Genomic DNA, 25,825 nt, shown 5'->3' with positions numbered 1-25,825 from the left:
ACCTTCGGCGGCGACAAACTGATGACCCGTTATGAAATGGCTCAAATCGTTGCTAAAGCTATGGCTAAAGGCGCTAACGTTGACAAACTGGCTGCTGAATTCGCTGACGAACTGGACAACCTGGGCGTTCGCGTAGCTAACTTGGAAAAGAAAGCTGACAACGTTAAAATCACTGGCGAAATCCGTGCTCACTATGAAAGCTATGATGATGATACCCGTGCTGAATCCTCCAAACTGCGTACCCGTATTTGGATGAATGGTCAAATCAACGAAGATTGGTCCTACACCGGTATGATTCAAAATGAACAAGATTTGCTGAACGATGCTGGCGATGAAACCACCAAATTCCAACGTGCATTTGTAAACGGTAAAATTGGCGGTTTGAAAGTTGAAGCTGGCCGTAACAATGCTTCCATCCTCGGTGGCGAAATCCTGAGCAATCGTGCTGACCGCGTTAAAGTTGCTTATGGTAAAGATGTAAAACTGGCTGTTGAAGGCGGTAAATTGGCTAGCGATGACGGCATTTCCGGAGCTAATCATTCTCTCGGTGAAAAATATTATGCAGCTTCTCTGAGCGGTAAAGTTGCTGGTATCGGCTTAGAAGCTGTTTACGTGGATGTAAAAGACCAAATGATGGCTAAAGGTACTTTTGAAGACAATAACATTTGGGCTGTTGCTGCTGACTACAAACTGAGCAAAGATTTAGGCATCAAAGCTGCTTACCTGAAAGGCGATTTGGAAAACGCTAAAGGTGAAGATGACGGTTGGTACGCTGGCTTGACCTACAAAGGTGCTAAAGCTTCCAAACCCGGTAGCTGGGGCGTATATGCAACCTACTACGATATGGCTGCATCCACTATGATTGCTAACGGTTGGGCTTCTGGCTTTGCTAACAAGATGCAACAAGAAAAAGGCGGTTTCGAAGGCTGGAAAGCTGGCGTAAACTATGCATTGGCTAAGAACATCGTTGCTCAAGTTGAATACATGGATCTGGAAGGTAAAACCGACGACAAGAAAGACGACAGCGCTATCTGGTCTCAAGTAGTATTCACTTTCTAATTCCACTCTTAGCTCAACTTAATAAGCTAAAAATTAACGGGACTGCGCAAGCAGTCCCGTTTTTTGTGTTGTTTGTGCGATAGAATGCGAGCGAAGCGAGCATCGCTGAGGCGAAGAAAGCTTACATAATCCCCTCTCAGCCTTCGCTACGCCTGTGCTACGCCCAGGCTGCTCCGGCAGCTCTCCCCAAGGAGAGCCGAGAAGGTTAGCATTCGCTTTACTCCCTTGGCTCTCCCTGGGGAGAGCTGTCAGCGGAGCATAGCGACGCTGACTGAGAGGGGATTTTCCTTTACTATATTTATAGTCCGTTTCAATAAATTTTAACTACTTCTCCCTGCGTTCGTGCTATAATATAGTTAGTAGAAATGTTGCACTACGACCATCTCATTATAAAGGCAGGTATCATCATCAAAGAAATTTTACGGTTTGACGCAGCGGTGTAAGCAACGCACATGCTGCCGACATTGCGGTAGTCCTTGGGAAGTTCCACCGCATAGTAGTACGCACTCCCACATCATTTTCAAGGGATGTGCCGTACTATGCGTAAAATTATATTTTTGTACTGCTATGGTCTCATCCCTAAATCTAAACGTAAAGGAGTTGAGATTTAATGGCAGATAAAGATATTGCTGAGAAAATTCTTCAAGATTACAATGACGTTTTTGCTGATATAGTTAACGCCCTGCTTTTCAAAGGCAAGCAGATTGTTAAACCCGAATCTTTAGTCAATGCTTCTGTAAAAAGTAGCTATAAGGCTGAAAACGGAAGGCTGCATGAATTGGAGCGCGATGTAGTAAAGTATTGGAAGGACGGCGGAGTCTCCATCGCTTTATTGGGCTTGGAAAACCAATCTGTTGTCGATTACGATATGGCTCTACGAGTAATGGCTTATGATGCTGCAGGCTATAGGGAGCAGATATTGAAAACGCCGTATTTACCCAAAGAATCATTGCGTAATCCCGTAATTACTTTAGTATTATACACCGGAACTAAAGCATGGGACTATAGTAAGCATCTTGTAGATCGCCTAAATATTATTAAACCATTAAAAAAATACGTAAGTGATTACACAATCAATGTTTTTGAAATTGCTAGCATGACGGAAACAGATTTAGAATTATTTCACAATGACTACAAGGTTTTTGTAGATTATTTCATGCAAGCGAAAAGAGGCGTTGAATACGCACCAATCTCTTACAATATTAAGCATGTAGATGCAACATTAAAGCTGATGTCTGTTGTGGATAAGAACGAAAATTTTTTGTACTCTATTAATGAATGTAAAGGTAAGGAGGTCGTCAATATGAGAAGTGTTTTGGCTATTAAAGAGGCTAGAAGCTATGAAAAAGGTCGTGCGGAGGAGCGCGATTCCTTCGCTACCGATATGATTAAGGACGGTGAACCAGCTAACAAAATTATGAAATATACCAAGCTGTCCATGGAGCGCTTGGAAGAAATCGCCAAGAGTCTTAACACCACTTTAGTCTTATAAGCATAATGCAAAAGCAGCCTGCCTTGCGGCAAGCTGCTTTTCTTGTTTTCTTAGCAAAAATTCATCCTATTCTCTTCAGCAATCGCTTCAAACGCCAACTGAGCAGCACAGCGCTACTGATAACGCCGATGACGAGGCTTTGCCAATAAGCGTAGGCACCATGGTCTAAGCTATAGTCCAAATATAAGCCCAAGGGCAGGCAAATGCCCCAGTAGGCTAGCATGCTTGCCCAAAACGTGGCATCCACATCCTTGTAGCCACGCAGAATCCCTTGGATGGGTGCAGCCACCGCATCCCCAGCCTGCCAAAAAATAGCATAGAGCAAAAAATGCTGCGCCAGCACTGCTACCTGAGGGCTAGTAGTGTAAATATAGGCAATAGGCTCTAGGAACAAATACTCCGCTAGCATATAGAAACCTGCAATGCCAATACTGGTCTGCAAACCAATGGTCACATAATCCTTGGCTCCTTGATAATTCTTCGCGCCATATTCCACACCGACCACAATAGTCAATGCCAAAGAAAAACTCAGCGGGAACATATACACTAACGAAGAAAAGTTCAGCGCCGCTTGATGTGCCGCAATAACGTCCGTACCAAATTTAGCCACAAAGAGCGCTACCACGCCAAAAATACTGGTCTCCATAAAGATGGAAACACCCATGGGAATACCGATACGCAGATACTCCTTCAACTGCTGCCACCTAGGGTTAAGCCACCCTAAAATATGATAGCTCTTGAAAGGCTCCAAGCGCGTAATGCACCACGCATAAATGGCAAGCAGTAAGCAAAAAGTCAGCCCTGACGCCACACCTGCGCCCACGCCACCAAGGCGCGGCATGCCCAACTTGCCAAAAATCAGCACATAGTTTAAAAAGGCGTTAATGGGCAGCGCCAACAAATAAATCTTCATGGTCAAGTTGGTGTAGCCCAATGTATCGACCAAGCTGCGCAAAGGTGTAATCATAAAGAAAGGAATGACACCCAAACCCATGCCTGCCATGTACCATAGAGCAATGCGGTTTACTTCCGGCGCCAAGCCCATGTTATCTAAAAAACGGGGCAAAAATGCCGCACCGCAAATAAGTACCAACAGGCCAAAAGCCACTGCCAACGCCAAACCGTGGCGTACTACCTTAGTTATTTTTTCTTTCTCCCCCGCGCCGTACAGATTGGCGACCATGGGCATAGCAGCCATCAATACGCCGCTGATGCCTGTCTGAATAGGCATCCAGATATTGCCGCCAATGGCGGCGCCAGCCAAATCGCTGTTGCCCGCCTGACCGGACATACTGGCGTCAAAAAACGCCATCCCCATAATAGCCATCTGTGTAGCCATTATGGGCAGCATCACGCTCAACAAACGCTGCAGCTTGTCCCGGTAACGTGTGTCTAAAACTTTCAGCATAACACTTCTCCCTAAAATCCCCTCTCAGACGCTTCGCGCCAGCTCTCCCCAAGGAGAGCCAAGTTGTTAGCGTAAGCACACCCTTTCTTGGCTCGCCCTTAGGGAGAGCTGTCAACAAGCCTCATAGAGGCGCAGTTGACTGAGAGGGAATGTATTCACTCCTCTATTTCGGAAAGTTCCAACCAGCGCTCTTCCATAGCGTCAAGGCGCGCTTGTACTTCTTCCTGCTTGCGGGTAAGCTCCGCCAATTTGCCATAATTACTGCCGCACTGATTAATTTCGTAACCCAACATCTTAAGCTCCGCTTCGCTGCGCCCCATTTCCTGCTCCAACTTTTGCAATTCCAACCGCTGACCATAGGTCAGCTTTTTCTTTTCCTGTTTAGGCGCAGCCACAGGTGCAGCCACCTTCGCCGCAGCCTTCACCTTGACGCTTTCCTCCTGCTGTTTTTCCTGCACTGCTTCCAAATAATCTGTGTAGCCGCCATTATAAGGCTGCACATGGCCATCTGCTTCCAAAGCAAAAATACGTTGGGCAAAACGGTCTAAGAAATAACGGTCATGGGAAACAGCAATAACTGCTCCTGCAAAAGTATCTAGATAATCTTCCAGCACGGACAAAGTAGGTATATCCAGATCATTAGTAGGTTCGTCCAAAAGCAGCACGTTGGGCGCCGTCATCAGTACTCTGAGCAAATAGAGACGCCGCTGCTCGCCGCCACTAAGCTTGTTCACAGGCACCCATTGCAACTCCGGCGGGAACAGGAAGCGCTCCAACATTTGGGCAGCGCTAATACGCTGTCCGTCCGCCGTTTCAATATAATTGTTCGCCTCTTTGATATACTCCAACACACGCATATTGCTGTCAGGGAACTCGCTGTGCTGAGCAAAATAGCCAATCTTAACAGTCTGCCCTACAGTTAATTTACCGCCGGTAGGTACACAGCGGCCGGCAATAATATCCATCAGCGTGGACTTACCTGCGCCATTGGGGCCCACAATACCCAAACGGTCGTTACGCAAAAGGATATAGCTAAAATCCTTAATATAGTCGATATTATCATAACGCATGGAAATATTTTCCAGTTCGATAACCGTCTTGCCTAAACGACTGCTTACAGAAGACATTTCCAAACTGCTTTGGGTTTTGACATTCTTTACTTCCGCTTCGATTTGAGCAAAACGCTCTACGCGGTCCTTTTTCTTAGTACGACGTGCTTCCGCACCGCGACTAATCCACGCCAGCTCGCGACGATAGATATTGCGCAGCTTTTTGGCAGCACTGGCTTCGGCAATACGGCGTTCTTCACGCTTCTGCAGGAACAAGCTGTAGTTGCCCACGTAGACATAGCCCTTGCCGCCATCAATTTCCAAAGTACGGTTTACTACGCGGTCGAAGAAATAGCGGTCATGGGTAACCATGAGCAAAGCGCCCTTGCGTTTCATCAACTGCTGTTCCAGCCAACCTACAGTGGCGTTATCCATGTGGTTAGTGGGTTCGTCCAAAATCAAAAGGTCGGAAGGACGCACCAGCACCCCTGCCAAAGCCACACGTTTCCGTTGACCGCCGCTCAACTCGCCCATCTTTTGCTGCAGACGGGTAATGCCCAATTGTGTCAGCACCGCCTTGGCTTCGCTTTCCAACTGCCATGCATAATTATCATCCATCTCCTGCTGCAAATCCAGCAGTTCCTTCTGCGCCTTAGCATCATCAGGGTTATTGGCAGCTTGTTCCACTGCCAACTCGTATTGGCGCAACAGCACCATTAAAGGAGAATCCCCCTTAAAGATTTGCTCCAGTACGGTGGCATCTGCTTCGTAGGGAGGATCTTGAGGCAGATATTCCATTACCACATTACCGGGAATGGTCAGCTTGCCTCCGCCGGCGTCACGTTTAGCAATCATTCGCAGCAGGGTACTTTTGCCCGTGCCGTTGACACCGATAATGCCATATTTATCTCCTTCCTCCACATTGAAGGTAACGCCCTCGAAAAGAGTACGTTCACCATAACTAAATGCCAAATTTTCCGCACTGAGTATCATTGTTGTATCTCCTTGTATATATGTAAAAGTTAAAGCTGGAACAAAACCAGTCATTGTCGCCATATCCCTAGACGAATCATTGCGATTTTAGCTCATAAGTGCTTAGAATCACCGAAGTGAAGCGAACCGAATAATAACTTGTTTTGCGAACAAGATTGGCCGCGAATCTTCGTTGTGATTCTGCACGAAATGAGCGTTAAGAAATCGCACGTGAGTCGGGATATGATGACATGACTATATATGCCCCAGCCTCGTACACGCAAGCCCCTCTCAGTCAACTTCACTGCTACGCAGCTCGTTGACAGCTCTCCCTAGGGAGAGCCGAGGGAATTAAAAAGTTATTTGACCTCCGCAATAATATCCTTAATCTTGATCTTATTCTTCTGCATGCCCATCTTCAACAGGAAGTCCTGAGTTGCTTCCAAATCTTTGATATCTGCATCAGTAATCTTAGTAGTAAAGTCGTACCAAGGCGCCATAGCTTTTACCTCGTCAATGGTCAGACCTGTTTCCTGTGCAGTAAAGCCATAAGCTTTCTCAGTTTCTTTATTCATGAAATCAATATTTTGCTGATGCACTGCCAGATACTTCTTCACCATCTCCGGGTGTTCCTTCAGCATTTTACCGCTGACACCGATAACGATGGTAGCATCTACCAAGCCTTCGCCATTGCACAGGACTTTCGCCCCTGCCTTTTGCGCACGGAGCACATCGCTGCCTGCAACCAAGGCTGCATCAACTTCGCCGCTCATGAGGGCGTTAACGCTGGCAGGAATGCCCAAGGAAACAAAGTTGACATCCGTAGGCTTCAAGTTTGCTTTATCCAAGGCTGCCACTAAAATTTGGTGCAGAATAGTACCTTTGGGGCCTGCAACCTTTTTGCCCTGCAAATCTGCTGCAGATTTAATGGCAGGGTCCTTCACCATAATATTGAAAGCTTTAGGTGCACGGCTGAAAATGCCCACTACCTTGACATCCACACCATTAGAAGCTGCCAAAATAGCGCTAGTGCCGCCTAAAGCGCTGCACACATCCAAGCTGCCGCTTGCCAGTGCTTCCGTCTGCTTAGCACCGGAATTGATTTCTGGAAAGGTTACAGTAACCTTATCCTTGCCAAACTCTTTGACCAAAGTCTGGTTATGCTTGTCTACAATACTGGGAATGTTCAAAGGAGACTTTACATAAGTCACCTTTAAATCATTTTTGGCGGGCACTGCCGCCTTTTTCTCGCCTCCGCAGCCACTTAACAAAGTGAGTGCAGTAAGTACACTTAAACCTAAGGCGATAAGTTTTTTGTTCATCTTCAAAACTCCCTTCACCTGCAGTCGCAGTCGCATTAACTACAGTCTGTTTAATATTGTTTGCCGCAACTGTTGAAACTCCGCAGTAGCTGCCTGCCGCGGCCTTGGCAGCTCTACGGGCAGAGTGTAACAAACTCCGCCATTATTCATTATAAGGACCCTGTCGCCTAAAAGCAAGGCTTCCTCTACATCATGAGTAACAAAAATTATCGTTTTGCGTTCTTCCGCATATAACCGCAGCAGCGTTTGCTGCAAGCCCTGCCGCGTAAAATAGTCTAGCGCGCTAAATGGTTCATCCATCAGGATAATATCAGGATTATAAAACAGCGTACGCCCCAAGGATACCCGCTGCGCCATCCCGCCGGAAAGCTGCTTAGGATAAAGGTGTTCCGCCCCTTCTAACTCTAGCAGGCGCAACAGCTCAGGTAAACGCCCCTTGTCCAAACTTTTATTATGGCGGGCAGCAAAGGTAATGTTTTCCGCCACGTTCAGCCAAGGCATCAACCGCGGCTCTTGAAACACAGGCGCAACACGCAATCCCGCAGGCAGAGCGATACTGCCTGCATCCGTAGCCTCCAGTCCGCCTAGCAGGCGTAACAGCGTAGTCTTGCCACAACCACTGCGCCCTACAATACAGGTAAAGCTGTGCTCAGGGAACTGCTCCGTAGTGGGCGCCAAGGCAACCTTGCTACCATAAGCTTTACAGATGCCCTGCACATTTAAACTCCATGCTTCCACAAGGCACCTCCCTACTGCTGCGTCGTCCCATGCCACGGGAACAAACGCTTAATAATGATCATAAAGACATAGTCAATCAACGTGCCAATAATACCAATGGCAAGCATACCCACAATAACCACATCAGGGCGGGACATTTCCTCCGCATCCAGAATCAAATAGCCAATGCCTGCAGAAGCCGCAATCAGCTCCGCACCAATGAGGGCGCGCCAACTATAGCCTAACGCTAGCTGCATACCTACTACAATGGCCTCCAAGGCTGCAGGAATGCGGATTTGCAAGATCTGCTCCCGCAAGGTAAACCCCAAACTACGTCCCACTTCCAGCAAACGCTTATCGCAGCTATGGATGCCGCTATAAGTATTGAGGAATAATGGGAAAAAGGAAGCAAGAACAATAATCACCAGCTTGGAGGCTTCCCCAATGCCTGCCCACAGGATGATGAGAGGCACTGCCGCTAAAGGCGGTACGTGGCGGAGGAACTCTAAGAGCAGCCAGCAATATTGGTCAAAGCGTCTGCTCTGCCCGCAGAGAATACCCAAAGGAACTGCCAAGCAGCAGCTAATGACGAACCCCGTAAAGACACGTTTCAAGCTCACTGCCAAATGCTGCATCAGCATACCGTTCTGCCATAACTCTAGGAAGGACGCCCAAACTTGGGCAGGACCGGGCAGCAAGTAGGCGCTAAATACCCCTTGCGCCGTTACCAATTGCCACGCCGCCAATAGCAGCAGCGGCAGAAGCAGTCCTCGTGCAATCTTTTTGCTCACCCTTGTGCCTCCTTCCTTCTCCATAAAGATTATTTTATCGTTACTGTTAAAGCTTCGTTTTCTGCTGCTGCATCCTGCAGCATTGCCAAAAGCTGCTGCCCATACCAACCTAAGTTAGCTTCGTCTGCTACAGCAGCAGGCACAACAAGCTCCGTAGGCTCTGCTATATCCGTCAAACAGTCATGGAGCGCATCCAAATTAGCTCCATAATATTCAGGCAACGCTAAAGCCACATGCAGATATTTGTGCAACGCTGGCAGGCTGTGCATCTTTTCTAATTCTAAAACAATTTTACGCATCTTCCTGCCTCCTTTAGTATAAGCGTGTGAAAGTCTTATAATGGTCGCCTGTATAGTAAATCAAGCCATCATTAGAAAAGACGATACGCTTAGCATTACGATTGCCCTTTACGTAATCAATATCACATTCCGTCCAAGTGCGTCCGTTTTTCTTAGGCAGCTTGCCTTCGTAGTTGCCGTAACGGTCGCCTCCAATGGATTTGCCCGGAGCAACCTTGTCCAATGTGCCCTTGGTCTGCCAGCCTAGCTTTTTAGCTTGGTTCTTAGTAATGTAGTTGTGAGGCAGTTTAGCAAACTCGTTAATATACGCAGCTACGTGTTCCTTATCGGAATAAGCTTTGCTTTCGCTAATCTGCAGCTTGCCGCTATTGGCTTTGTAATTAGCATCCGCCTTTTGGCTCTTGTCAGGCTGAATGGTTTTAGCGTTGCTTGTAGTGGTAGTAGTTGTTACAGTTTTCGTAGTACCGTTTTCCGCTTTCTTGCTACTTCCGCACCCTGCCAAAACACTGAAACAGAACACTAACGCCAGCACCAGCGCCATAATTTTTTTCATGGGAACGACCTCCTTGAAACGCAATTTATATATGTAATTATAACACAAAAGAGGCCGGAACAATAGCGTTCCGACCTCTTGCTAGTTATCTTGCATCCCTACCGTGGGTGTACACAGGCAGCAGCTTAGGAGAAAGCTCCTCTGCAGCAAGTCCTGCTTCTTTTTCCTCTTTAGCATAAGCAGCCACATGATCCAAGTTCAGCTTGCCAAGAGTGGTTGCCTTAGCAACTTCCGCAGCCTTGGTGCCGGCAATACGACCAAAAACAATGATATCCAACAGGCTGTTGCCCATCAAACGGTTGGTGCCATGGATGCCGCCCACTGCCTCGCCTGCTACAAACAGACCGGGCAGCTTGGTTTGTGCTTCTTCATCAATCAGGATGCCGCCATTTTGATAGTGCAAAGTGGGATAAATCAAAATAGGCTCCTTGCGCAAGTCAATACCAAATTTCAAGTACATGCGCAGCATACCGGGAATACGCTTAGCAATAGTGCCTTCGCCGTGGAGCATTTCAATCAACGGCGTATCCAGCCACAGTGCCACACCATCCAAAGCTTTTACGCCTTTGCCACGGGCAGTGCACTCGCGGATGATGGAAGCTGCAGCTACGTCACGAGTTTCCAAAGGATGCATGAAGATTTCGCCATCAGCGTTAACCAGCTGGGCACCAATGGAGCGAACTTTTTCTGTTACCAACGCACCATAAATCTGTGCCGGATAAGCAACACCGGTGGGATGGTATTGGATAGCATCCGCATAAATCAGGGGAGCACCTGCACGGTAGGCCATTACCAGACCATCCGCAGTTGCGCCATAATGGTTGGAGGTGGGGAAGCCTTGGTAATGGAGACGACCTGCACCACCGGTTGCCATAATTACAGTCTTAGCACGAACAACTTTCAGCTCGTTGCTATCATAGTCCAGCAGCACAGCACCTGCGCAATGACCTTTCTCATCCAGAATCAGTTCAATTGCAGGAGCGAACTCCAATACAGGAATACCACGGTTTACTACTTCATCACGCAGCACACGCATAATCTCCGCACCGGTATAGTCGGCGCAGGCATGCATACGCTTACGGCTAGTACCGCCACCATGGGTAGTAACCATAGTGCCGTCCTGCTCCTTATCGAACATAACGCCCAGCTTGCTCAGCCAGTCAATTGCTAATGGACCGTCCGTTACCAATTTTTCCAGCAGTTCGGGAATGTTTTTGTAGTGGCCGCCGCCGAAAGCATCCAAAAAGTGGGTTGCAGGGGAATCGTTGCCTTTATCAGCAGCTTGAATGCCGCCCTCTGCCATCATAGTGTTAGCATCGCCCATGCGCAGTTTGGTTACAACCAAAACCTTGGCACCTGCATTGGCAGCCTCCAAAGCTGCGCTGGCACCTGCGCCACCGCCACCGATTACCAATACGTCCACATCGTAGTCAATGCGCTCCAAATCAACCTTTACGCCTTCCAAACGGCTTTTGCCTTCCAAGAGGGCTGCCAGTTCTACAGGCACCTTTTGACCTTTGTTGGGGCCAACTTCCAATACCTTAAAGCCTTTAGCGCTATAGTCAGGATGGAACTCCTGCAGCAGGGCATCTTTTTCTTCCGCACTAAAGCGTTCAATGGAGGCATGCAGGCGGGATGCGCGAGTGGCCTCCACCTTGGCCATAGATTTTAACATTTCTTCAGTAAATGCGCTCATGGTCCGCCTCCTATTTCTCAATATCCCGTTTATTATACAGATCCTTGATTTCGTCAAGGGGCATTTTCTTCAACTTTTCAATTAAGGTTACATAGTCGCCGTTTTCGATTTCAGCAACACGCTTTGCCAAATGCTCGCACTTGGGAGCGATGTATTTACCGGTCAGACGGCGGCAGAGCAGTCCAACAGCACTGTGGCTGATTTGCGCAGGACAACGGGAAGCGCAAATATTGCAGCCTACGCAGTCAAAGGAAGCATGAGCAGCCTTTTCGTATTCGCCACGTTGAGCATAAGCAATGTACTGCATAACGTTGAGGCCCTGAGGACAGCCCTTGGTGCAGGCATTGCAGCCAATGCAGCTATAAATTTCCGGATACAGCTGACCAACAATATTGTCATCTGCTTTAATTTCGTCAATATTAAAGGTGCGCTTATTAATGGGGAAGGAATCAATCTTGCCCACGCACATACCGTCTTCTACCTTGGTTTGGCAGGAAAGCACAACCTTTAGCTCCGTGCTGCCTTTAAGGCGGTAAATAACGGCACAGGCACCGCAGAAACCGCTACGGCAGCCACAGCCACGAATCAGCTTGAAACATGCATATTCCATAGCATCCATAATTGTCAAGGTGGCAGGCACGGAATATTTCTTACCCAAAAGGTATACTGTTACCATTTCTTCCATATTTATTCCTCGCTTCTATATTATCCCTACATTTTCCCTTAGGAAAAAGCCAGCTTACTGACAGGGAAGATTTTTAATACTCGTCCGGCATCTCGTCCAACTCATCACAGGTAAAGACGGGGCCATCCTTGCAGACATACTTTTTGCCGATATTGCAGCGACCGCATTTGCCAACGCCACATTTCATGCGCAGTTCCAGCGTGGTATATACCTGCTCTTTTTTGAAGCCCATTTCAATGAGGGCAGCCAAACACAGCTTGATCATAATCGGCGGACCGCACAGGAGCACCGTCTTGTCCGGGGTGAACTGCAAATCTTTGAGGAAGGCAGGCACAAAGCCAACATTGCCGTCCCAACCTTCTTGAGGTCTGTCAATGGTCAGATGCACTTTGGTATCTGCCTGTGTCGGCCACACCTGGGTCAGCTCTTCGTAACGGACGAAGTCTTCCTTGCTGCGAGCGCCGTACACAATATCAATGGTGCCGTAATCACTGCGCTTGTCCAGCATATAGTTAATAACGCTGCGCAGGGGCGCCAGGCCGATACCGCCGGCAATAAAGAGTAAATCCTTCCCCTTCAGTTTATCCTCAACAGGGAAATGGTTGCCGTAAGGCCCACGGACTGCAATCTGCTGACCAACCTCCACTTGGAAGTGGAGAAAATCAGTAATGGAGCCACAGCGTTTAATGCTGAATTCCATGTATTTTGTATTGGTAGGAGAGGAGGTAATGGAGAAAATAGCCTCGCCCTTACCGGGAACGGAAAGAATGGCGCATTGGCCGGGCATGTGCTCAAAAAGCTTGCCACCGTTCAATGCCTCCACCCTAAAGGTTTTTACATCCGCTGTTTCCTCGCAAATATCAGTAATCACACCGATTTGGGGAATCAGAGTATCACGGCAATTACACATCCTTCTTCACCTCCAATGCCTTCGCCACCTTGACGATATTCAAATTTACCGGACACTTTTGCAAGCAGCGACCGCAGCCAACGCAGGCAAATTCGCCCTCATGGTTGGCAGGGAAGTACACCAGCTTGTGCATATAGCGTTGGCGGAAGCGTTCCAAACGAGTTTTGCGAGGATTGCCGTGAGCCATCTTGGTAAAATCGCTAGCCATGCAGCTATCCCAGCAACGGAAACGTTGGGTGTGGTTTTCGTCCACTTTATAATCACGGATATCATAGCAATGACAGGTGGGACACACATAGGTACAGGTGCAGCAGCTGAGGCAGGCAGGGGAGATTTCTTCCCACACCTTGCTGTTGAATACTGCCAATTCATCCTTGGACAAATCAGCATCAAATTTAAAATCAGCCAAAGGCAGAGCGCCTAAAATCTTTTCGGTCACTGCCTTTTGTTCTTCTACCGCAGTATTGCCCGTTTCTTCCAAAATAGCGCCCAGTTTAGCAGTCAGTTCTTCGCCTTTAGCAGTCACTGCCTGCCAATACAAATCGCTGTCCACCAGCCAAGTCTGCACGTCGGTTTCAGGTGCAGCAGCGTCAATGCCGAAAGCATGGCAGAAGCAGGTTTCTTCGGGAGCACTGCAGCCCATGCCGATGAGCAGGGTGTTTTTACGGCGAGCCTTATAATAGGAATCCACAGGGTCTGCCAAAAACACCTTGTCCAAAATGCCAAAGCTGCGGGCATCGCAGGCACGCACACCCATCACGATAACAGCTTCATCACTGGGCATGGTTTGCTCAATAGCCAGATTTTTGCCTTCAACCTTAAAGGCCAGCAGATTTTCTACCTGGGGAAAGAAAACGTCCTTGGCAGAGCGAGCAGTAAGAGGAGCCTCCAGGGCAACCTCTACTCCATCACCATAGGGAGCAAAATCCACCTTGCCTGCTTTATTTTTGCAGGGAAGCAGCAGCTTTGCTTCTGCAGCTAAAGCAGCGTACAGCTTGGGCAAATTAGCTTTGCTAATCTTATACATTATTTGCCACCTCCCACTGCAATATCCACTTCATGGTCGTTTAATTTATAGTCCACCTGGGGCGCAGGCGTAGTTGCATCAGCGCCTGCCTGATAGGGACCAAAGAAGGTGTTGATATCCTTCATAAACTTCATATTCAACAGACCCAGCTTTACCCCTTGGGGGCATACACGGGCACATTCACCACAGCCCACGCAACGACCGGCCACATGGTAGGCACGGATAATGTGGAAGAGCTGTTCCTCCACCGGATCCGCATAGGCCTTGCCTGCTACCGGGGACTGGGGATGATCAAAGATACATTGCTCACAACTGCAGGCAGGACAAATATCCCGGCAGGCATTGCAGCGAATACATTTGCTCAGCTCCTGCTGCCAAAAAGCAAAGCGTTCTTCCGGACTCATGGCTTCAATAGCTTTGACTCCTGCGAACTTATCCCCTTCGAATACAGGGGTTGCCAAAGGCTCGCCGATTTCTTCATCAGCAATCTTATATTCGTTGCCCTTGCACATTATGCACTTATCCAACAGCACATCTTTTTTAGCCAAAGTTACAGTGCCCAAAGCAGTAGTAACAACAACTTCGTCACCATGGCATTCCACCTTGACGATGGCCTTAGCGCCTGCTGCCTTAATCTTCTTTATATCCACCATACCGCTGCAGGGAGTTCCCACTGCGTAAAACAGCTCACGCTTAATGCGGTTGTCCTTTAGCAATTGGTTTACACCATAGGTGTCGCAGGGTTTGAGGAACACAGCGGTTTTAAGACCTTTACGGCTGGTATCCATCAGGTACTTGCACAGATTAGCAGGACAGAATTCGTTATAGACAATTTCTGCACAGTCCTCTGCCTTAGCAAATACAGCAGGAGCGTTATCATAGAAGAATTCGCCCTTGCGCCAAGCCAAGACCCTGTCCACAGTACCACCTGCCAGCAAATCTGCAGCCTTTTGCTGCATCAGCTTTTCTATTTCGCGCATCGCAAATCCCTCAACTTTACATTTTCTCCTAAGGAAGCAATATGCTCCGCAAAATCATTCATTACCTGGGCAAAGCGTGCGCCCTCTGCTGCGCTGACCCATTCCACTCTAAAGCGGTTCCCTGCTACGCCCAAATAGTTGAGCATACCTAAAAGCAGGGTCATGCGGCGACGGGTAAAGTAGTTACCCGTTGTGTAATGGCAATCGCCGGGATGGCAGCCGCACAGGATAACACCGTCGGCACCGCGGGCGAAAGCACGCAGGATGAATAAGGGGTTAACCCTGCAGGAACAGGGAACCTTGATAATCTTAATATTGGCCGGATACTGCTTGCGGGCAGTGCCTGCGCCATCGGCACCGGCGTAGCTGCACCAATTGCAGCAAAAGGCCACAATTTTCGGTTCGTAGGCGTTGTTATTTTCTAGCATAGCGCATCCACCTCTGCCAAAATTTGTTCATTAGTAAAGCCCTGTAAATCCATAGCCGTGCTAGGGCAAGCAACAGTGCAGGCACCGCAGCCTTGGCACAGAGCGTTGTTAACCACTGCCACTGTGCGCATTTCACGAGTACCGGTTAAAGTAATAACCTGCTTTTCTTCATAGGAAATAGCGCCGTAAGGGCACACATTAGCGCAGGTCTTGCAACCGCTGCAAATATTTTCGTGGCACATGGCAGTACAGGGATTAGTCTGCAGATGATCCTTAGCCAAAAGGCCGATAACCTTGGCTGCAGCAGCACCTGCTTGGGAAACAGTTTCAGGAATATCCTTGGGCCCTTGGCACATACCGGACAGGAAAACACCTGCAGTGGGGCTTTCCACCGGACGCAGTTTGGGATGGGCCTCTACGTAGAAGTCATCGTTATCAATGCTGGCAGTCAGCATTGTTGCCAATTTGCGGGCATCGGGAGAAGGTTTCACAGCAGCAGCCAACACTACCATATCGGGGAACAGCATCAAATGCTTACCGCTGTTCAAATCGCTGGCGAAAACTGTCAGCTTGCCATCGCCATCCACTGCCATCTTGCCCACTTGACCGCGGATATAATGAACGCCATATTCCTCCACCGCACGACGTTGGAATTCGTCAAAGCCCTTGCCGGGAGTACGTACATCAATATAGAAAACGGTTACATCTACATCAGGATATTTTTCTCGGATGTACATGGCGTGCTTAGCGTTATACATACAACAAATCTTGCTGCAGTAGGTTTTGCCACGCTCCGTAGTATCACGGGAACCAACGCAGGAAACGATAACAACGCTCTTAGGCTCCTTACCGGTGGAAGGACACACCAGATGACCCTCCGTAGGACCGGCAGCGTTGGTCAGACGCTCCAACTGCAGGGAAGAAATTACGTCCTTGCTTACGCCCCAACCAAGGTCGGCAAATTTGTCCAAGGGCAGCATTTCAAAGCCAGTTGCCAAAACTATGGCACCGTATTTTTCGCTTACCAGTTCATCCTGTTGGGTATAATCAATAGCCTCACAGGGACAAACCATAGAGCAGATACCGCATTTGCCGGTTTTGAACTTGATGCAGGCATCACGGTCGATAACGGGCACCTTGGGAATGGCCTGGGCAAAGGGAATGTAGATTGCTCCCCTATTTTTTAATTGCATATCAAACTCACTGGGAGTTTTGCGGGACGGGCATTTTTCCGTACACAGACCGCAACCGCTGCACATGTCGGCTTTAACACTGCGTGCTTTTTTGCGGATGGTTACATCAAAATTACCCACATAACCGCTTACATTTTCTACTTCGCTATAGGTATAGAGCGTGATATTTTCATGGGAAGCAGCATCCACCATTTTAGGCGTCAGAATGCAGGCACTGCAGTCCAAAGTGGGGAAGGTTTTATCCAACTGCGCCATACGACCACCAATGGTAGGCTCCTTTTCCACAATATCTACCTTGTAGCCTGCTTCTGCAATATCCAAAGCAGTCTGGATGCCGGCAATACCACCGCCAATAACCAAGGCACGCTTCACTACATCGCTTTGTCCCTCATGGAGAGGACTGTTAAAGCGTACCTTGGCAACAGCTGCCTTGGCCAACTTAATCGCTTTAGCAGTAGCTTCTTCCTTATCTTTCAATACCCAGGAGCACTGCTCACGGATATTGGCAATTTCTACCATATAGGGATTGATGCCGCATCCCTCCGCGCATTTGCGGAAGGTGGCCTCGTGCATACGAGGACTGCAGCTGCACACTACAATGCGGTCCAAGCCATATTCCTTTACCGCATTGCGGATGAGCTCCTGGCCCTGCTCCGAGCACATATACTTATAATCAGTAGCATAGGCAACGTCGGGAATGGAACGCACTGCCTCCGCCACTGCGGCAACATCCACCGTGCCGGCGATATTGCTGCCACACCAACATACAAAAACACCTATTTTTTGCACGAGGATACCTCCTATTTATTGTATTTCCTAAAGGCTGCCACCAAAGCCTGTTGGGGCATATCCTTAGGATAATTCTCTAGATTTTCCGCAGCCAAGCGGTTGCCGCCCTGCTGACGAATAGCCAGCAAACGCACTGCCTCCATTACTCTGGCAGGACTTACGCCACGAGGACAGCGTTCTTCGCAGGCCATGCAGCTCATGCAGCTCCAAGGAGATTTTGCCTCCAGCATGACATCGGCATTACCATTGACAAGCTCCCACACCATACGGCTGGGCAGCAAATCCATCTTAAAGCCTGCAGGACAGGTTGCGCTGCAGCGACCGCATTGCACGCAGCGTTTCACATCAGTTGCAGCTAAGGACAGGAGCTGCTCCGCCATTTCCTTCTTACTCAGCTCCATCTGCAGCACCTCCTTCAGCAACGCCCAACGCTTCCGCTAGTAATTCAGTAAAGTACAGGACAGGCAGCTTTGTGGTCTTGTCATTGGCTACCAAATTATAGGCACACAGGGGGCAGGCAGTAACCAGTTTTTCTGCGCCCAGGCTTTGAGCATTAGCTTTAATCTCCCCTGCCAAAGTTTGGGGCAGGGTGCTGTCCGTCACTGTCAAATAGCCTGCACAACATTCATTACGCAGACTATATTCCACAGGGGTAGCACCAATAGCTTTAATAAAGTCCTCCATAATACGTGGACGTTCCGGGTCATCCATGGCCATGACTTGTCCCGGACGAAGTAGCATGCAACCGTAGTAGGCGCCTACGGCAGACCCCTTTAAGGGATTCGTCACTGCTTGAGCAACTTTTTCCCAACCGATATGGTCACGAAGCACCTCTAAATAATGAAGCACCGTTGTTTCCCCTGCATAAGGCTCGTCCAGCTGCAGGTAATTGTTTACCTTATTGCGGATTTCCTCATTAGTCTGCATATCGTGGTTCACACGCTTCAGTACATGGTGGCAGGCACTGCACAAAGTAACCAGCACTCCGCCATTAGCTTTAGCAGCAGCCAAGGCACGCACCGCGCTCAAGCGCTCCGCAATAGCGTCCGGAGCCATGGGATACACAGCACCGCAGCATTGCCATTCAGGCAGTTCCACCAAGGGAAAGCCAAGGGCCTCTGCTGCTTTGCGGGCAGCTGCGTCCAGCTTTTTCGCTTTCGTAGAAAGCGTACAGCCGGGGTAGTAATTATAAATCATCATTGTCCCTCCTTAATTTGAGGCATAAAACAACCTTCACCTAATTATCTATCCTTGTTATATTCTACACTTAATGCAAAATTACTGCTAGAGGTAGAAAAATTTTTACAAAAGAAAATGAGGCTGCAACACTTGTCCATATTGCTATATCCATAGACGAACCATTAGCTATTTTAGCTCATGAGTACTTAGAATCACAGAAGTGAAGCGAACCATAAAGTAACTTGTTATACGAACAAGATCAGCCGCGAATCTTCGTCGTGATTCTGTACGAAACGAGCGTCAAAATAGCGAGTGAGTCTGGATATAGCAATATGACAAATATACTACAACCTCATAACTAATTTTTAATATTTGCCAAAAATTTCACGGATTGCGTCGCGGTCCTTAGTAACACACAAAGCCAACTGCAGGAGAATGCGCGCCTTTTGCGGATTTAAATTATCCCCGTCCAAAATGCCCATCTCTGTCCAAGCTTTTTTGCTTTCTACTACTACGCCGCTGCCGGTCCTACTGCTGCGCACCACAGCCACACCCTTGGCGATAGCGGCTGCCAAAGCAGCTTCACAGCCTGCGTGCAGGCTGCCCATACCGCTGCCTGCGTAAACAATGCCTTGGGCGCCTGCTGCTACCGCAGCCTCAGCTAAAATGCCATCATCATTGGCATGGGAATACAAAATATCTACCCTAGGCAGTTGCGTCACCCCTGCAACGTCGAACTCCGTCGCCACTGTATGCAGACGCAAGGGTGCGTAATAATACTGCACCTTGCCCCCGGTGATATAACCCAAAGCACCACCATTGGTAGCATGGAAAGTAGCTACGTTGGTAGTATTAGTCTTAGTCACATCCCTACCGCCGTAAATACAGTCATTCATTACTAGCAGGACGCCCTTGCCTACGCTAGCGTCTTCTGCCGCTACCTTGACAGCATTAAGCAGATTCAAAGGACCATCCGCGCTCATGGCAGTAGCAGGACGCATAGCGCCAACCATAACCACAGGCTTTGAGCTTTTTACAGTTAGGTTAAGGAAATAAGCGCTTTCTTCCATAGTGTCCGTGCCGTGGGTAATAACAATGCCGTCCACATCATTCTGTGCCAAAAGTTCGTTGCAACGCTGCGCCATCTGCAGAATAATAGCATCCTGCATATCCTGGCTGCCAATATTGCACAGTTGCTCGCCGCTGATTTTAGCATGAGCGTCCAACCCAGGAACGCTGTCCAACAAATCCTGCACGCTAAAAGCACCTGCTTGATAGCCTGTCATCTGCAGGGCACTGCCTGCTTTCCCGGCAATAGTACCGCCTGTAGCCAAAATCACAATATGTTTTAAGGATTTAGCTTCCATGTTCCACCTACGCTTTATGTTTATCTAAATAATCCAGGGCAAATTGAGCGTAAATGCCTGCGCCATACTGTAATTGTTCCTCATCCACTTGGAACAAAGGATGATGGTGGGTACTTTCAATGCCTTTGGCAGCATTGCGAATGCCCAAATAACCGTAAACTGCAGGCACTTTTTCCGCTAATACGGAAAAGTCTTCCGCACCGGTCATCTTGTTCAAGCTAGCCAGGCAGCCTTCGCCTAAAACCTTCACTGCCGCACCGCGGGCAATTTCGTTTAATTCTGTATGTTCGTTAATCAGCGGGCTGGGGCCGAAAATATATTGGCTTTCCACAGTGCAACCATAAGCTGCTGCAGCATCAGTAGCAACCTTCTTAATAATTTCAGGCATTTGCTTACGGAAATCTTTAGCAAAAGTACGCACAGTACCTACCAGCTCTACCTCAGTAGCCAAACGCTCTTCAGCAGCAGCACCGTTCATCATGCCTACAGTAACTACCAAAGCATTATCAGGAGCGTTAATGCGGTTGACAATGCCCTGCAAAGCAACTACTGCCGCAGCGGCACCTACCAAAGCATCTGCACCTTTGTGGGGCTCGTTCCAAGCAGCGTCCTGACCTTTAATTTTCACAATAAAACGGTCGCTGCAAGCCATACGGGGACCATCTTCAAAGTTAGCAGTACCGCTGTCCACCATGGCCCATACGTGCATGCCCATTAAAGCGTCCACGTCGTCAAGACAGCCTTTTTCCACATAATGGCGGGATTCCGTACCGATTTCCTCCGCCATTTGGAACAGTAGCTTTACAGTACCGTGAATTTCCTCTTTAGCTGCCACCAACATTTTCGCAGCACCCAAAAGCATAGCAGCATGGCAGTCGTGCCCACAGGCGTGCATCACGCCGGGAGTTTGGGAAACGTAGGAGCACTCGTTCAACTCTTGAATGGGCAGTGCATCAATATCAGCACGTAGCATGACGGTCCTGCCGGGATGTGCGCCTTTAATAGTGCCAATGCAGCCGGTGATATCGGCAAAGGTCTGTACCTCTACCCCCATAGCTTCCAATTCTTTTTTAATAAAAGCAGTGGTTTCATATTCCTTAGTACCCAGCTCAGGATGAGCATGGAACCAACGACGGCAGCCCACTACGTAATCTGCCTGTTGTAATGCTTTCTCTTTAAACTCCATCTTACGCTCTCTCCTCTACTTCCCCAAAGGTAATCTCGGCAGTGCAGTCCAGCATAGCCACAGTGTTACGCAAAATCTTTTCCAGTGCCTTGCGCAGCAACGCACCATGTTCCACAGTATTATAACCCAAAGCACCGCTTAACACAGCAGTATCAGTAATAATATTAAATTGGCTGCCTGCTGCTACCTTGTTAAAAGTCAGCACCATATCCTGTAGAGGATCGGTTACACGGCTAGCCAAACATTGGCTGTTCATTACAAAAGCGCTGGCTGCTACAATAGCATCATGACCTAAATGTGGTTGGGAGCCATGGGCAGAACAGCCATGTACAATAATATCGATTTTTTGACAGAGCATTTTTACCTCCATTTTAACGCACGAATGAAGCAGCCTGCCAAACAAGCTGCTTCATTACATTATACCATATAAATTTTAACTTATTTCAAGAAGATACCGCCGCCGGGTCCCAGAGGCAGATCCAAGAATACCCAAATCAACAATTGGATAATCCATACCAGCGTAAAGGTTACAGAATAAGGAACCATGTTAGCGATCAAAGTACCCAAACCAGCTTCCGGAGCATAACGTCTCAAGTAACCCAAGATTACAGGGCTGTAGTAGAACAGCGGGGACAGAGGATTGGTGATGGAGTCGCCAATACGATATGCAACTTGGGTAACTGCAGGGTCATAACCCATGATCATCAGCATAGGCACGAAAATAGGTGCCAAAATCGCCCATTTTGCAGAAGCGGAGCCGATGAAGATGTTGATGAAGCAGGATACGACAACCAAACCAATCAACAGCGGAGCACCGGTAAAGTTAGCAGCCTGCAGGAATTGCGCACCTTTAATAGCCAAAACCATACCCAAGTTGGACCATGCAAAGTAGCTGGTGAATTGAGCGATGAAGAAGCACAGCAGGATGTAGCTTGCCATATCTTTAAAGCCCAGTACGATGTCTGCGAACAAATCCTTATCGTTCTTATATTTGCCACTGCCAAAGCCGTAGAACGCACCTACAACCAGCAAAGCTAAAGCAACTGTCAGGATGATACCGCTCATGAAGGGAGCAGCAGGAGCCATAATGGAATGAGTTTTAGGGTCTGCCAGCAGCGGATCGTCGCCTACGCACATAGCAACCAGAATTACTGCATAAGCAGCCAAACCCATCAGCGCCCATTTAATACCTCTGTGTTGCGCAGGGGTCAGTTCGGTAGAATCGCTGTCGAAATCGTATTTTGCCAAGTCTTCCTTGGTGCAAGGGAAACGTTTAATCAAGAATTTTTCTACCAGCAAAGTACCTGCGATGGACAAAGTTGCGCAGGAAACAATGAGGAAGTACCAGTTAACAGCCATGCTTTGTTGGTAAGCAGGGTTGATCATCTTGGCAGCAGCTTCAGTGAAGCCGTATGCCAAAGCATCGGACATACCCAGCATAATGTTAGCGCAGAAGCCTGCAGCTGCACCGGCATAAGCTACGAACATGCCCAGCACGGGAGAACGGCCAATGCCCATGTAAATTACTGCAGCCAGAGGCGGCATAACGATGAAGCCTGCATCACCGGCAACGTTGGTGTTAATAGCAACAAACATAATAGCAAAAGTTACCAGCCAGGATTTAGCACCACGCATAACCTTTTGCATCAATGCAACCAAGAAACCGCTCTTTTCTGCGGCAGCCGCACCGATTACGCACACCAATACCATGCCCAAGGGAGCAAAGTTAGTGAAGTTGCTTACAGCCTTGCTGTACATTTGGCGGAAACCGTCTTTCGTCAGGATGTTGACTACGCTGATGGTTTTGCCGGTACCGGGATGTACAGCACTAACGCCCATGCTGCCGAAAATAGCGGACAACGCCAAAACGATAACAGCCAAAATAACGAATAGAGTTACAGGATCCGGCAGAGCGTTACCAATGCGCTCTACAAAGTCCATGAGCTTATCTAAAAAGCCCCGTTGTTGTTGTTTTTCTTTTTCCATAAACACGCCTCCCTAATAAAACGAAAAGAGACTACACGCATCCCGTGTAGTCTCCATTGACAAGAATATTATACCTTGATGTACTGTATTTTGTCAACAAATTGTTTATTATTGCAGAAAAAAGGCTGTGACCAAATGTCATTACTATCATATCCCTAGGCGAATCATTGCGATTTTAGATCACAAGTGCCTAGTATCACCGAAGTGAAGCGAACCATACAGTAACTTGTTTTGCGAACAAGATTGGCCGCGAATCTTCGTTGCGATACTGCACGAAGTGAGCGTTAAGAAATCGCACGTGAGCCGCGGATATGATAGTATGACAAACGCCCCAGCCATCTCACATTTTATTTAACAATATCAATCTTAATTCCGGATTGGCGCATCATGTCCTCAGCCAGCTTATCAGGATAAGGGTTGGCGTAAACAATACGCTCAATGCCTGCATTAATAAGAATCTTAGTGCAAACCACGCAGGGCTGGTGCGTACAGTACAAAGTACCGCCGTTAACGGATACACCATGGTAGGCAGCCTGCACAACAGCATTCTGCTCCGCATGGATACCGCGGCACAGTTCGTGGTTCTTCCCGGATGGCACCTTCAATTGCTCCCGCAGGCAGCCGACTTCTGCGCAGTGAGGCAGATCCTTAGGCGTACCATTATAACCGGTAGCAACAATCTGACGGTTTTTGACAATCACCGCGCCAACGCTGCGGCGCAGACAGGTGGAGCGTTTGCTTACCACCTGGGCGATTTCCATAAAATATTCATCCCAATCAGGACGTACTTGCTCTGCCATCATCTTAAAGCGTACCGAAGATACGGTCGCCTGCATCGCCCAAACCGGGAACGATGTAGCCTTTCTCGTTCAGGTGGTCGTCAAGAGCAGCTGCGTAAATCTTTACATCCGGATGCGCAGCATTGAGCTTCAGCACGCCTTCCGGTGCAGCTACCAAGCACATGAAGCAGATATTCTTCAAGCCACGCTTTTTCAGCTGATCCACAGCAGCTACAGCGCTACCACCGGTTGCCAGCATGGGGTCTACCACAATGGTATAGGCATCCAGATCCTTGGGCAGCTTGCAATAATATTCCATAGGCTCCAAGGTAGTTTCGTTACGGCTCATGCCGATATGGCCAACATTAGCCTCCGGCAACACGGTCAAAACGCCTTCCATAAAGCCCAGGCCTGCACGCAGGATGGGGATAACGTTGACAGTACCATGGATACGGCTACCGGTAGTTTCGCACAATGGAGTGGTAACTTGGCATTCTTCCATGGGGATGCCTGCAGCTGCTTCAAAAGTCAACAGCATTGCCACTTCGCCGATAGTACGGCGGAAAGTAGCGCAATCGGTATTGATGTCGCGCAGGCGTGTCATTTTTGCTTTCAACAGGGGATGGTCAACAACTGTAATCTGCATAGGGATGTTCCTCTCTTTTTAAAATCGGAGCTTATTGGATATTAGGATACATAGGATATTTAGCGCAGAGAGCTGCTACGCGTTTAGCTGCTTCTGCATGTTTTTCTGCATCGGTGGGGTTATTCAATACCAAGCCCATGATAGCAGCAACTTCTTTGAAGTCTTCTTCCTTGAAGCCACGGGTAGTAGCTGCAGGAGTGCCCAGACGGATACCGCTGGTTACGAAGGGGCTGGCAGGATCGAAGGGGATGGTGTTCTTATTGCAGGTAATACCTACTGCATCCAGCAGGTGTTCTGCTTCTTTACCGGTCAGGTTCTTGTTGCGAACGTCAACCAGGATCAAGTGGTTATCGGTACCGCCGGATACCAAACGGAAGCCTTCTGCCTTTAAGCCTTCTGCAAAAGCTTTAGCGTTCTTAACGATGTTAGCTTGATATTCTTTGAATTCAGGTTTCAAAGCTTCACCAAAAGCAACAGCCTTAGCAGCGATAATGTGCATCAAAGGACCGCCTTGCAGGCCAGGGAATACAGCTTTGTTAATCTTCTTAGCGTATTCTTCGTTATTGGTCAGGATAATACCGCCACGAGGGCCACGCAGAGTTTTATGAGTGGTGGTGGTAACAAAGTCAGCATAAGGAACCGGAGACGGATGCAGACCTGCTGCTACCAGACCGGCAATGTGTGCCATGTCTACTAAAAGCATTGCACCGTTTGCATGAGCGATATCAGCAATACGTTTGAAATCGATAATGCGGGGATAAGCGCTAGCGCCTGCTACGATCATTTTGGGATGGTGCTCCTTAACCATCGCCTCCATAGCTTCGTAGTCAATCAGTTCAGTTTCTTTGTTTACACCGTAGTGAACTACATTATAGTAAGTACCGGAAATATTTACCGGGGATCCGTGGGACAGATGACCGCCTTGGGATAAATCCATACCCATCATGGTGTCGCCGGGTTTTAAGAAAGCAAAGTAAATGGTCATATTGGTGCTAGCACCACAGTGAGGCTGTACATTGGCAAATTTAGCGCCAAACAACTCCTTTGCGCGCTCGATAGCCAAGGTTTCAATCTTGTCTACATATTCACAGCCACCATAATAACGATGACCGGGATAGCCCTCAGCATATTTGTTGGTGAGGATGGTGCCCATAGCTTCCATAACTGCGGGAGTAACGAAGTTTTCAGAAGCAATCAATTCGATTTTGTTACGTTGACGGTTCAATTCCTCATGGATAATACCATCAATCTCAGGGTCTACAACAGCCAATTTTTCCAGATTCATTTCCAAGTCCCTCCAATATTAATTCAA

At 48.3% G+C, this 25,825-nt stretch carries 25 protein-coding genes; 2 read left to right on the top strand and 23 right to left on the bottom strand.

All coding sequences use genetic code 11. The annotated features are described in order from the left end of the window. Together ACJMM4_RS07470 and ACJMM4_RS07465 are read left to right on the top strand one after the other, a co-directional pair. Positions 1–1,059, top strand: a 1,059-nt coding sequence (locus ACJMM4_RS07470) for a hypothetical protein (protein WP_405383801.1), incomplete at its 5' end; no start/stop codon positions are given. A 610-nt stretch (positions 1,060–1,669) separates the two neighbouring features. Further along, the gene (locus ACJMM4_RS07465; protein WP_405383799.1) at positions 1,670–2,551 is read left to right on the top strand and encodes an Rpn family recombination-promoting nuclease/putative transposase; all 882 of its coding nucleotides are present in this window, start codon (positions 1,670–1,672) and stop codon (positions 2,549–2,551) included. Positions 2,552–2,612: 61 nt separating this feature from the next. Here the strand turns inward: ACJMM4_RS07465 and ACJMM4_RS07460 are convergent, their stop codons facing one another. The 23 genes from ACJMM4_RS07460 to glyA all read right to left on the bottom strand — a co-directional run bounded on the left by ACJMM4_RS07460 (position 2,613) and on the right by glyA (position 25,798). Next, on the bottom strand, positions 2,613–3,959 hold the full coding sequence (locus ACJMM4_RS07460; protein WP_405383797.1) for an MATE family efflux transporter: 1,347 nt from the start codon (positions 3,957–3,959) through the stop codon (positions 2,613–2,615). A gap of 155 nt (positions 3,960–4,114) precedes the next feature. After that, positions 4,115–6,001: an ABC-F family ATP-binding cassette domain-containing protein gene (locus ACJMM4_RS07455; RefSeq protein ID WP_405383795.1), complete on the bottom strand. Its 1,887-nt coding sequence runs from the start codon at positions 5,999–6,001 to the stop codon at positions 4,115–4,117. A 338-nt stretch (positions 6,002–6,339) separates the two neighbouring features. Then, the gene (locus tag ACJMM4_RS07450; protein WP_405380976.1) at positions 6,340–7,302 is read right to left on the bottom strand and encodes an ABC transporter substrate-binding protein; all 963 of its coding nucleotides are present in this window, start codon (positions 7,300–7,302) and stop codon (positions 6,340–6,342) included. A 39-nt stretch (positions 7,303–7,341) separates the two neighbouring features. Continuing rightward, entirely contained in the window at positions 7,342–8,040 is a 699-nt protein-coding gene (locus ACJMM4_RS07445) for an ABC transporter ATP-binding protein (RefSeq protein WP_405383793.1), read from the bottom strand. An 11-nt stretch (positions 8,041–8,051) separates the two neighbouring features. Then, positions 8,052–8,810, bottom strand: coding sequence for an ABC transporter permease (locus ACJMM4_RS07440; protein ID WP_405380972.1), 759 nt, complete (start codon positions 8,808–8,810; stop codon positions 8,052–8,054). A gap of 29 nt (positions 8,811–8,839) precedes the next feature. Then, positions 8,840–9,109 carry a barstar family protein gene (locus tag ACJMM4_RS07435; RefSeq protein ID WP_405380969.1) on the bottom strand — a complete coding sequence of 90 codons (270 nt, stop codon included), beginning with the start codon at positions 9,107–9,109 and terminating at the stop codon, positions 8,840–8,842. A 13-nt stretch (positions 9,110–9,122) separates the two neighbouring features. Continuing rightward, positions 9,123–9,662, bottom strand: a complete 540-nt coding sequence (locus ACJMM4_RS07430; protein ID WP_405380966.1) for a ribonuclease domain-containing protein — start codon at positions 9,660–9,662, stop codon at positions 9,123–9,125. A gap of 85 nt (positions 9,663–9,747) precedes the next feature. Next, positions 9,748–11,358: an FAD-dependent oxidoreductase gene (locus ACJMM4_RS07425; RefSeq protein ID WP_405380964.1), complete on the bottom strand. Its 1,611-nt coding sequence runs from the start codon at positions 11,356–11,358 to the stop codon at positions 9,748–9,750. A gap of 10 nt (positions 11,359–11,368) precedes the next feature. After that, positions 11,369–12,043 (bottom strand): 4Fe-4S dicluster domain-containing protein, encoded by a 675-nt coding sequence (locus ACJMM4_RS07420; RefSeq protein ID WP_405380962.1) that lies wholly within the window; start codon positions 12,041–12,043, stop codon positions 11,369–11,371. 73 nt (positions 12,044–12,116) lie between these two features. Beyond that, positions 12,117–12,953: an FAD/NAD(P)-binding protein gene (locus ACJMM4_RS07415; RefSeq protein ID WP_405380960.1), complete on the bottom strand. Its 837-nt coding sequence runs from the start codon at positions 12,951–12,953 to the stop codon at positions 12,117–12,119. Further along, entirely contained in the window at positions 12,946–13,980 is a 1,035-nt protein-coding gene (locus ACJMM4_RS07410) for a 4Fe-4S dicluster domain-containing protein (RefSeq protein ID WP_405380957.1), read from the bottom strand. The genes ACJMM4_RS07415 and ACJMM4_RS07410 overlap by 8 nt, the downstream gene beginning before the upstream one ends. Then, entirely contained in the window at positions 13,980–14,960 is a 981-nt protein-coding gene (locus tag ACJMM4_RS07405; protein ID WP_405380955.1) for a 4Fe-4S dicluster domain-containing protein, read from the bottom strand. The genes ACJMM4_RS07410 and ACJMM4_RS07405 overlap by 1 nt, the downstream gene beginning before the upstream one ends. Beyond that, positions 14,948–15,388, bottom strand: coding sequence for a hydrogenase iron-sulfur subunit (locus ACJMM4_RS07400; protein ID WP_405380953.1), 441 nt, complete (start codon positions 15,386–15,388; stop codon positions 14,948–14,950). The genes ACJMM4_RS07405 and ACJMM4_RS07400 overlap by 13 nt, the downstream gene beginning before the upstream one ends. Continuing rightward, entirely contained in the window at positions 15,382–17,370 is a 1,989-nt protein-coding gene (locus ACJMM4_RS07395; protein ID WP_405380951.1) for a 4Fe-4S binding protein, read from the bottom strand. The genes ACJMM4_RS07400 and ACJMM4_RS07395 overlap by 7 nt, the downstream gene beginning before the upstream one ends. 11 nt (positions 17,371–17,381) lie before the next feature. Continuing rightward, entirely contained in the window at positions 17,382–17,771 is a 390-nt protein-coding gene (locus ACJMM4_RS07390) for a 4Fe-4S dicluster domain-containing protein (protein WP_405380949.1), read from the bottom strand. Beyond that, positions 17,758–18,567: a CoB--CoM heterodisulfide reductase iron-sulfur subunit B family protein gene (locus ACJMM4_RS07385; RefSeq protein WP_405380986.1), complete on the bottom strand. Its 810-nt coding sequence runs from the start codon at positions 18,565–18,567 to the stop codon at positions 17,758–17,760. The genes ACJMM4_RS07390 and ACJMM4_RS07385 overlap by 14 nt, the downstream gene beginning before the upstream one ends. 347 nt (positions 18,568–18,914) lie before the next feature. Further along, positions 18,915–19,916, bottom strand: coding sequence for a type II asparaginase (locus ACJMM4_RS07380; protein ID WP_405383791.1), 1,002 nt, complete (start codon positions 19,914–19,916; stop codon positions 18,915–18,917). Between the two features lie 7 nt (positions 19,917–19,923). Further along, the gene (locus ACJMM4_RS07375) at positions 19,924–21,102 is read right to left on the bottom strand and encodes an amidohydrolase (protein WP_405383789.1); all 1,179 of its coding nucleotides are present in this window, start codon (positions 21,100–21,102) and stop codon (positions 19,924–19,926) included. A 1-nt stretch (position 21,103) separates the two neighbouring features. Next, positions 21,104–21,460: a peptidase dimerization domain-containing protein gene (locus tag ACJMM4_RS07370; RefSeq protein ID WP_405383787.1), complete on the bottom strand. Its 357-nt coding sequence runs from the start codon at positions 21,458–21,460 to the stop codon at positions 21,104–21,106. Positions 21,461–21,540: 80 nt separating this feature from the next. Beyond that, positions 21,541–23,088 carry an AbgT family transporter gene (locus tag ACJMM4_RS07365; RefSeq protein WP_405380939.1) on the bottom strand — a complete coding sequence of 516 codons (1,548 nt, stop codon included), beginning with the start codon at positions 23,086–23,088 and terminating at the stop codon, positions 21,541–21,543. Positions 23,089–23,435: 347 nt separating this feature from the next. Beyond that, positions 23,436–23,891, bottom strand: coding sequence for a deoxycytidylate deaminase (locus tag ACJMM4_RS07360; protein ID WP_405380937.1), 456 nt, complete (start codon positions 23,889–23,891; stop codon positions 23,436–23,438). Between the two features lies 1 nt (position 23,892). After that, entirely contained in the window at positions 23,893–24,513 is a 621-nt protein-coding gene (upp, locus tag ACJMM4_RS07355; RefSeq protein WP_405380935.1) for a uracil phosphoribosyltransferase, read from the bottom strand. A 31-nt stretch (positions 24,514–24,544) separates the two neighbouring features. After that, positions 24,545–25,798, bottom strand: coding sequence for a serine hydroxymethyltransferase (gene glyA / locus ACJMM4_RS07350; protein ID WP_405380933.1), 1,254 nt, complete (start codon positions 25,796–25,798; stop codon positions 24,545–24,547). Positions 25,799–25,825 lie beyond the last annotated feature (27 nt).

Source organism: Phascolarctobacterium sp., assembly GCF_045124115.1.
GTDB lineage: Bacteria > Bacillota > Negativicutes > Acidaminococcales > Acidaminococcaceae > Phascolarctobacterium_A.
The sequence above is the reverse complement of the archived record's forward strand: the minus strand, read 5'-3'. Positions and strand labels throughout refer to the sequence as shown.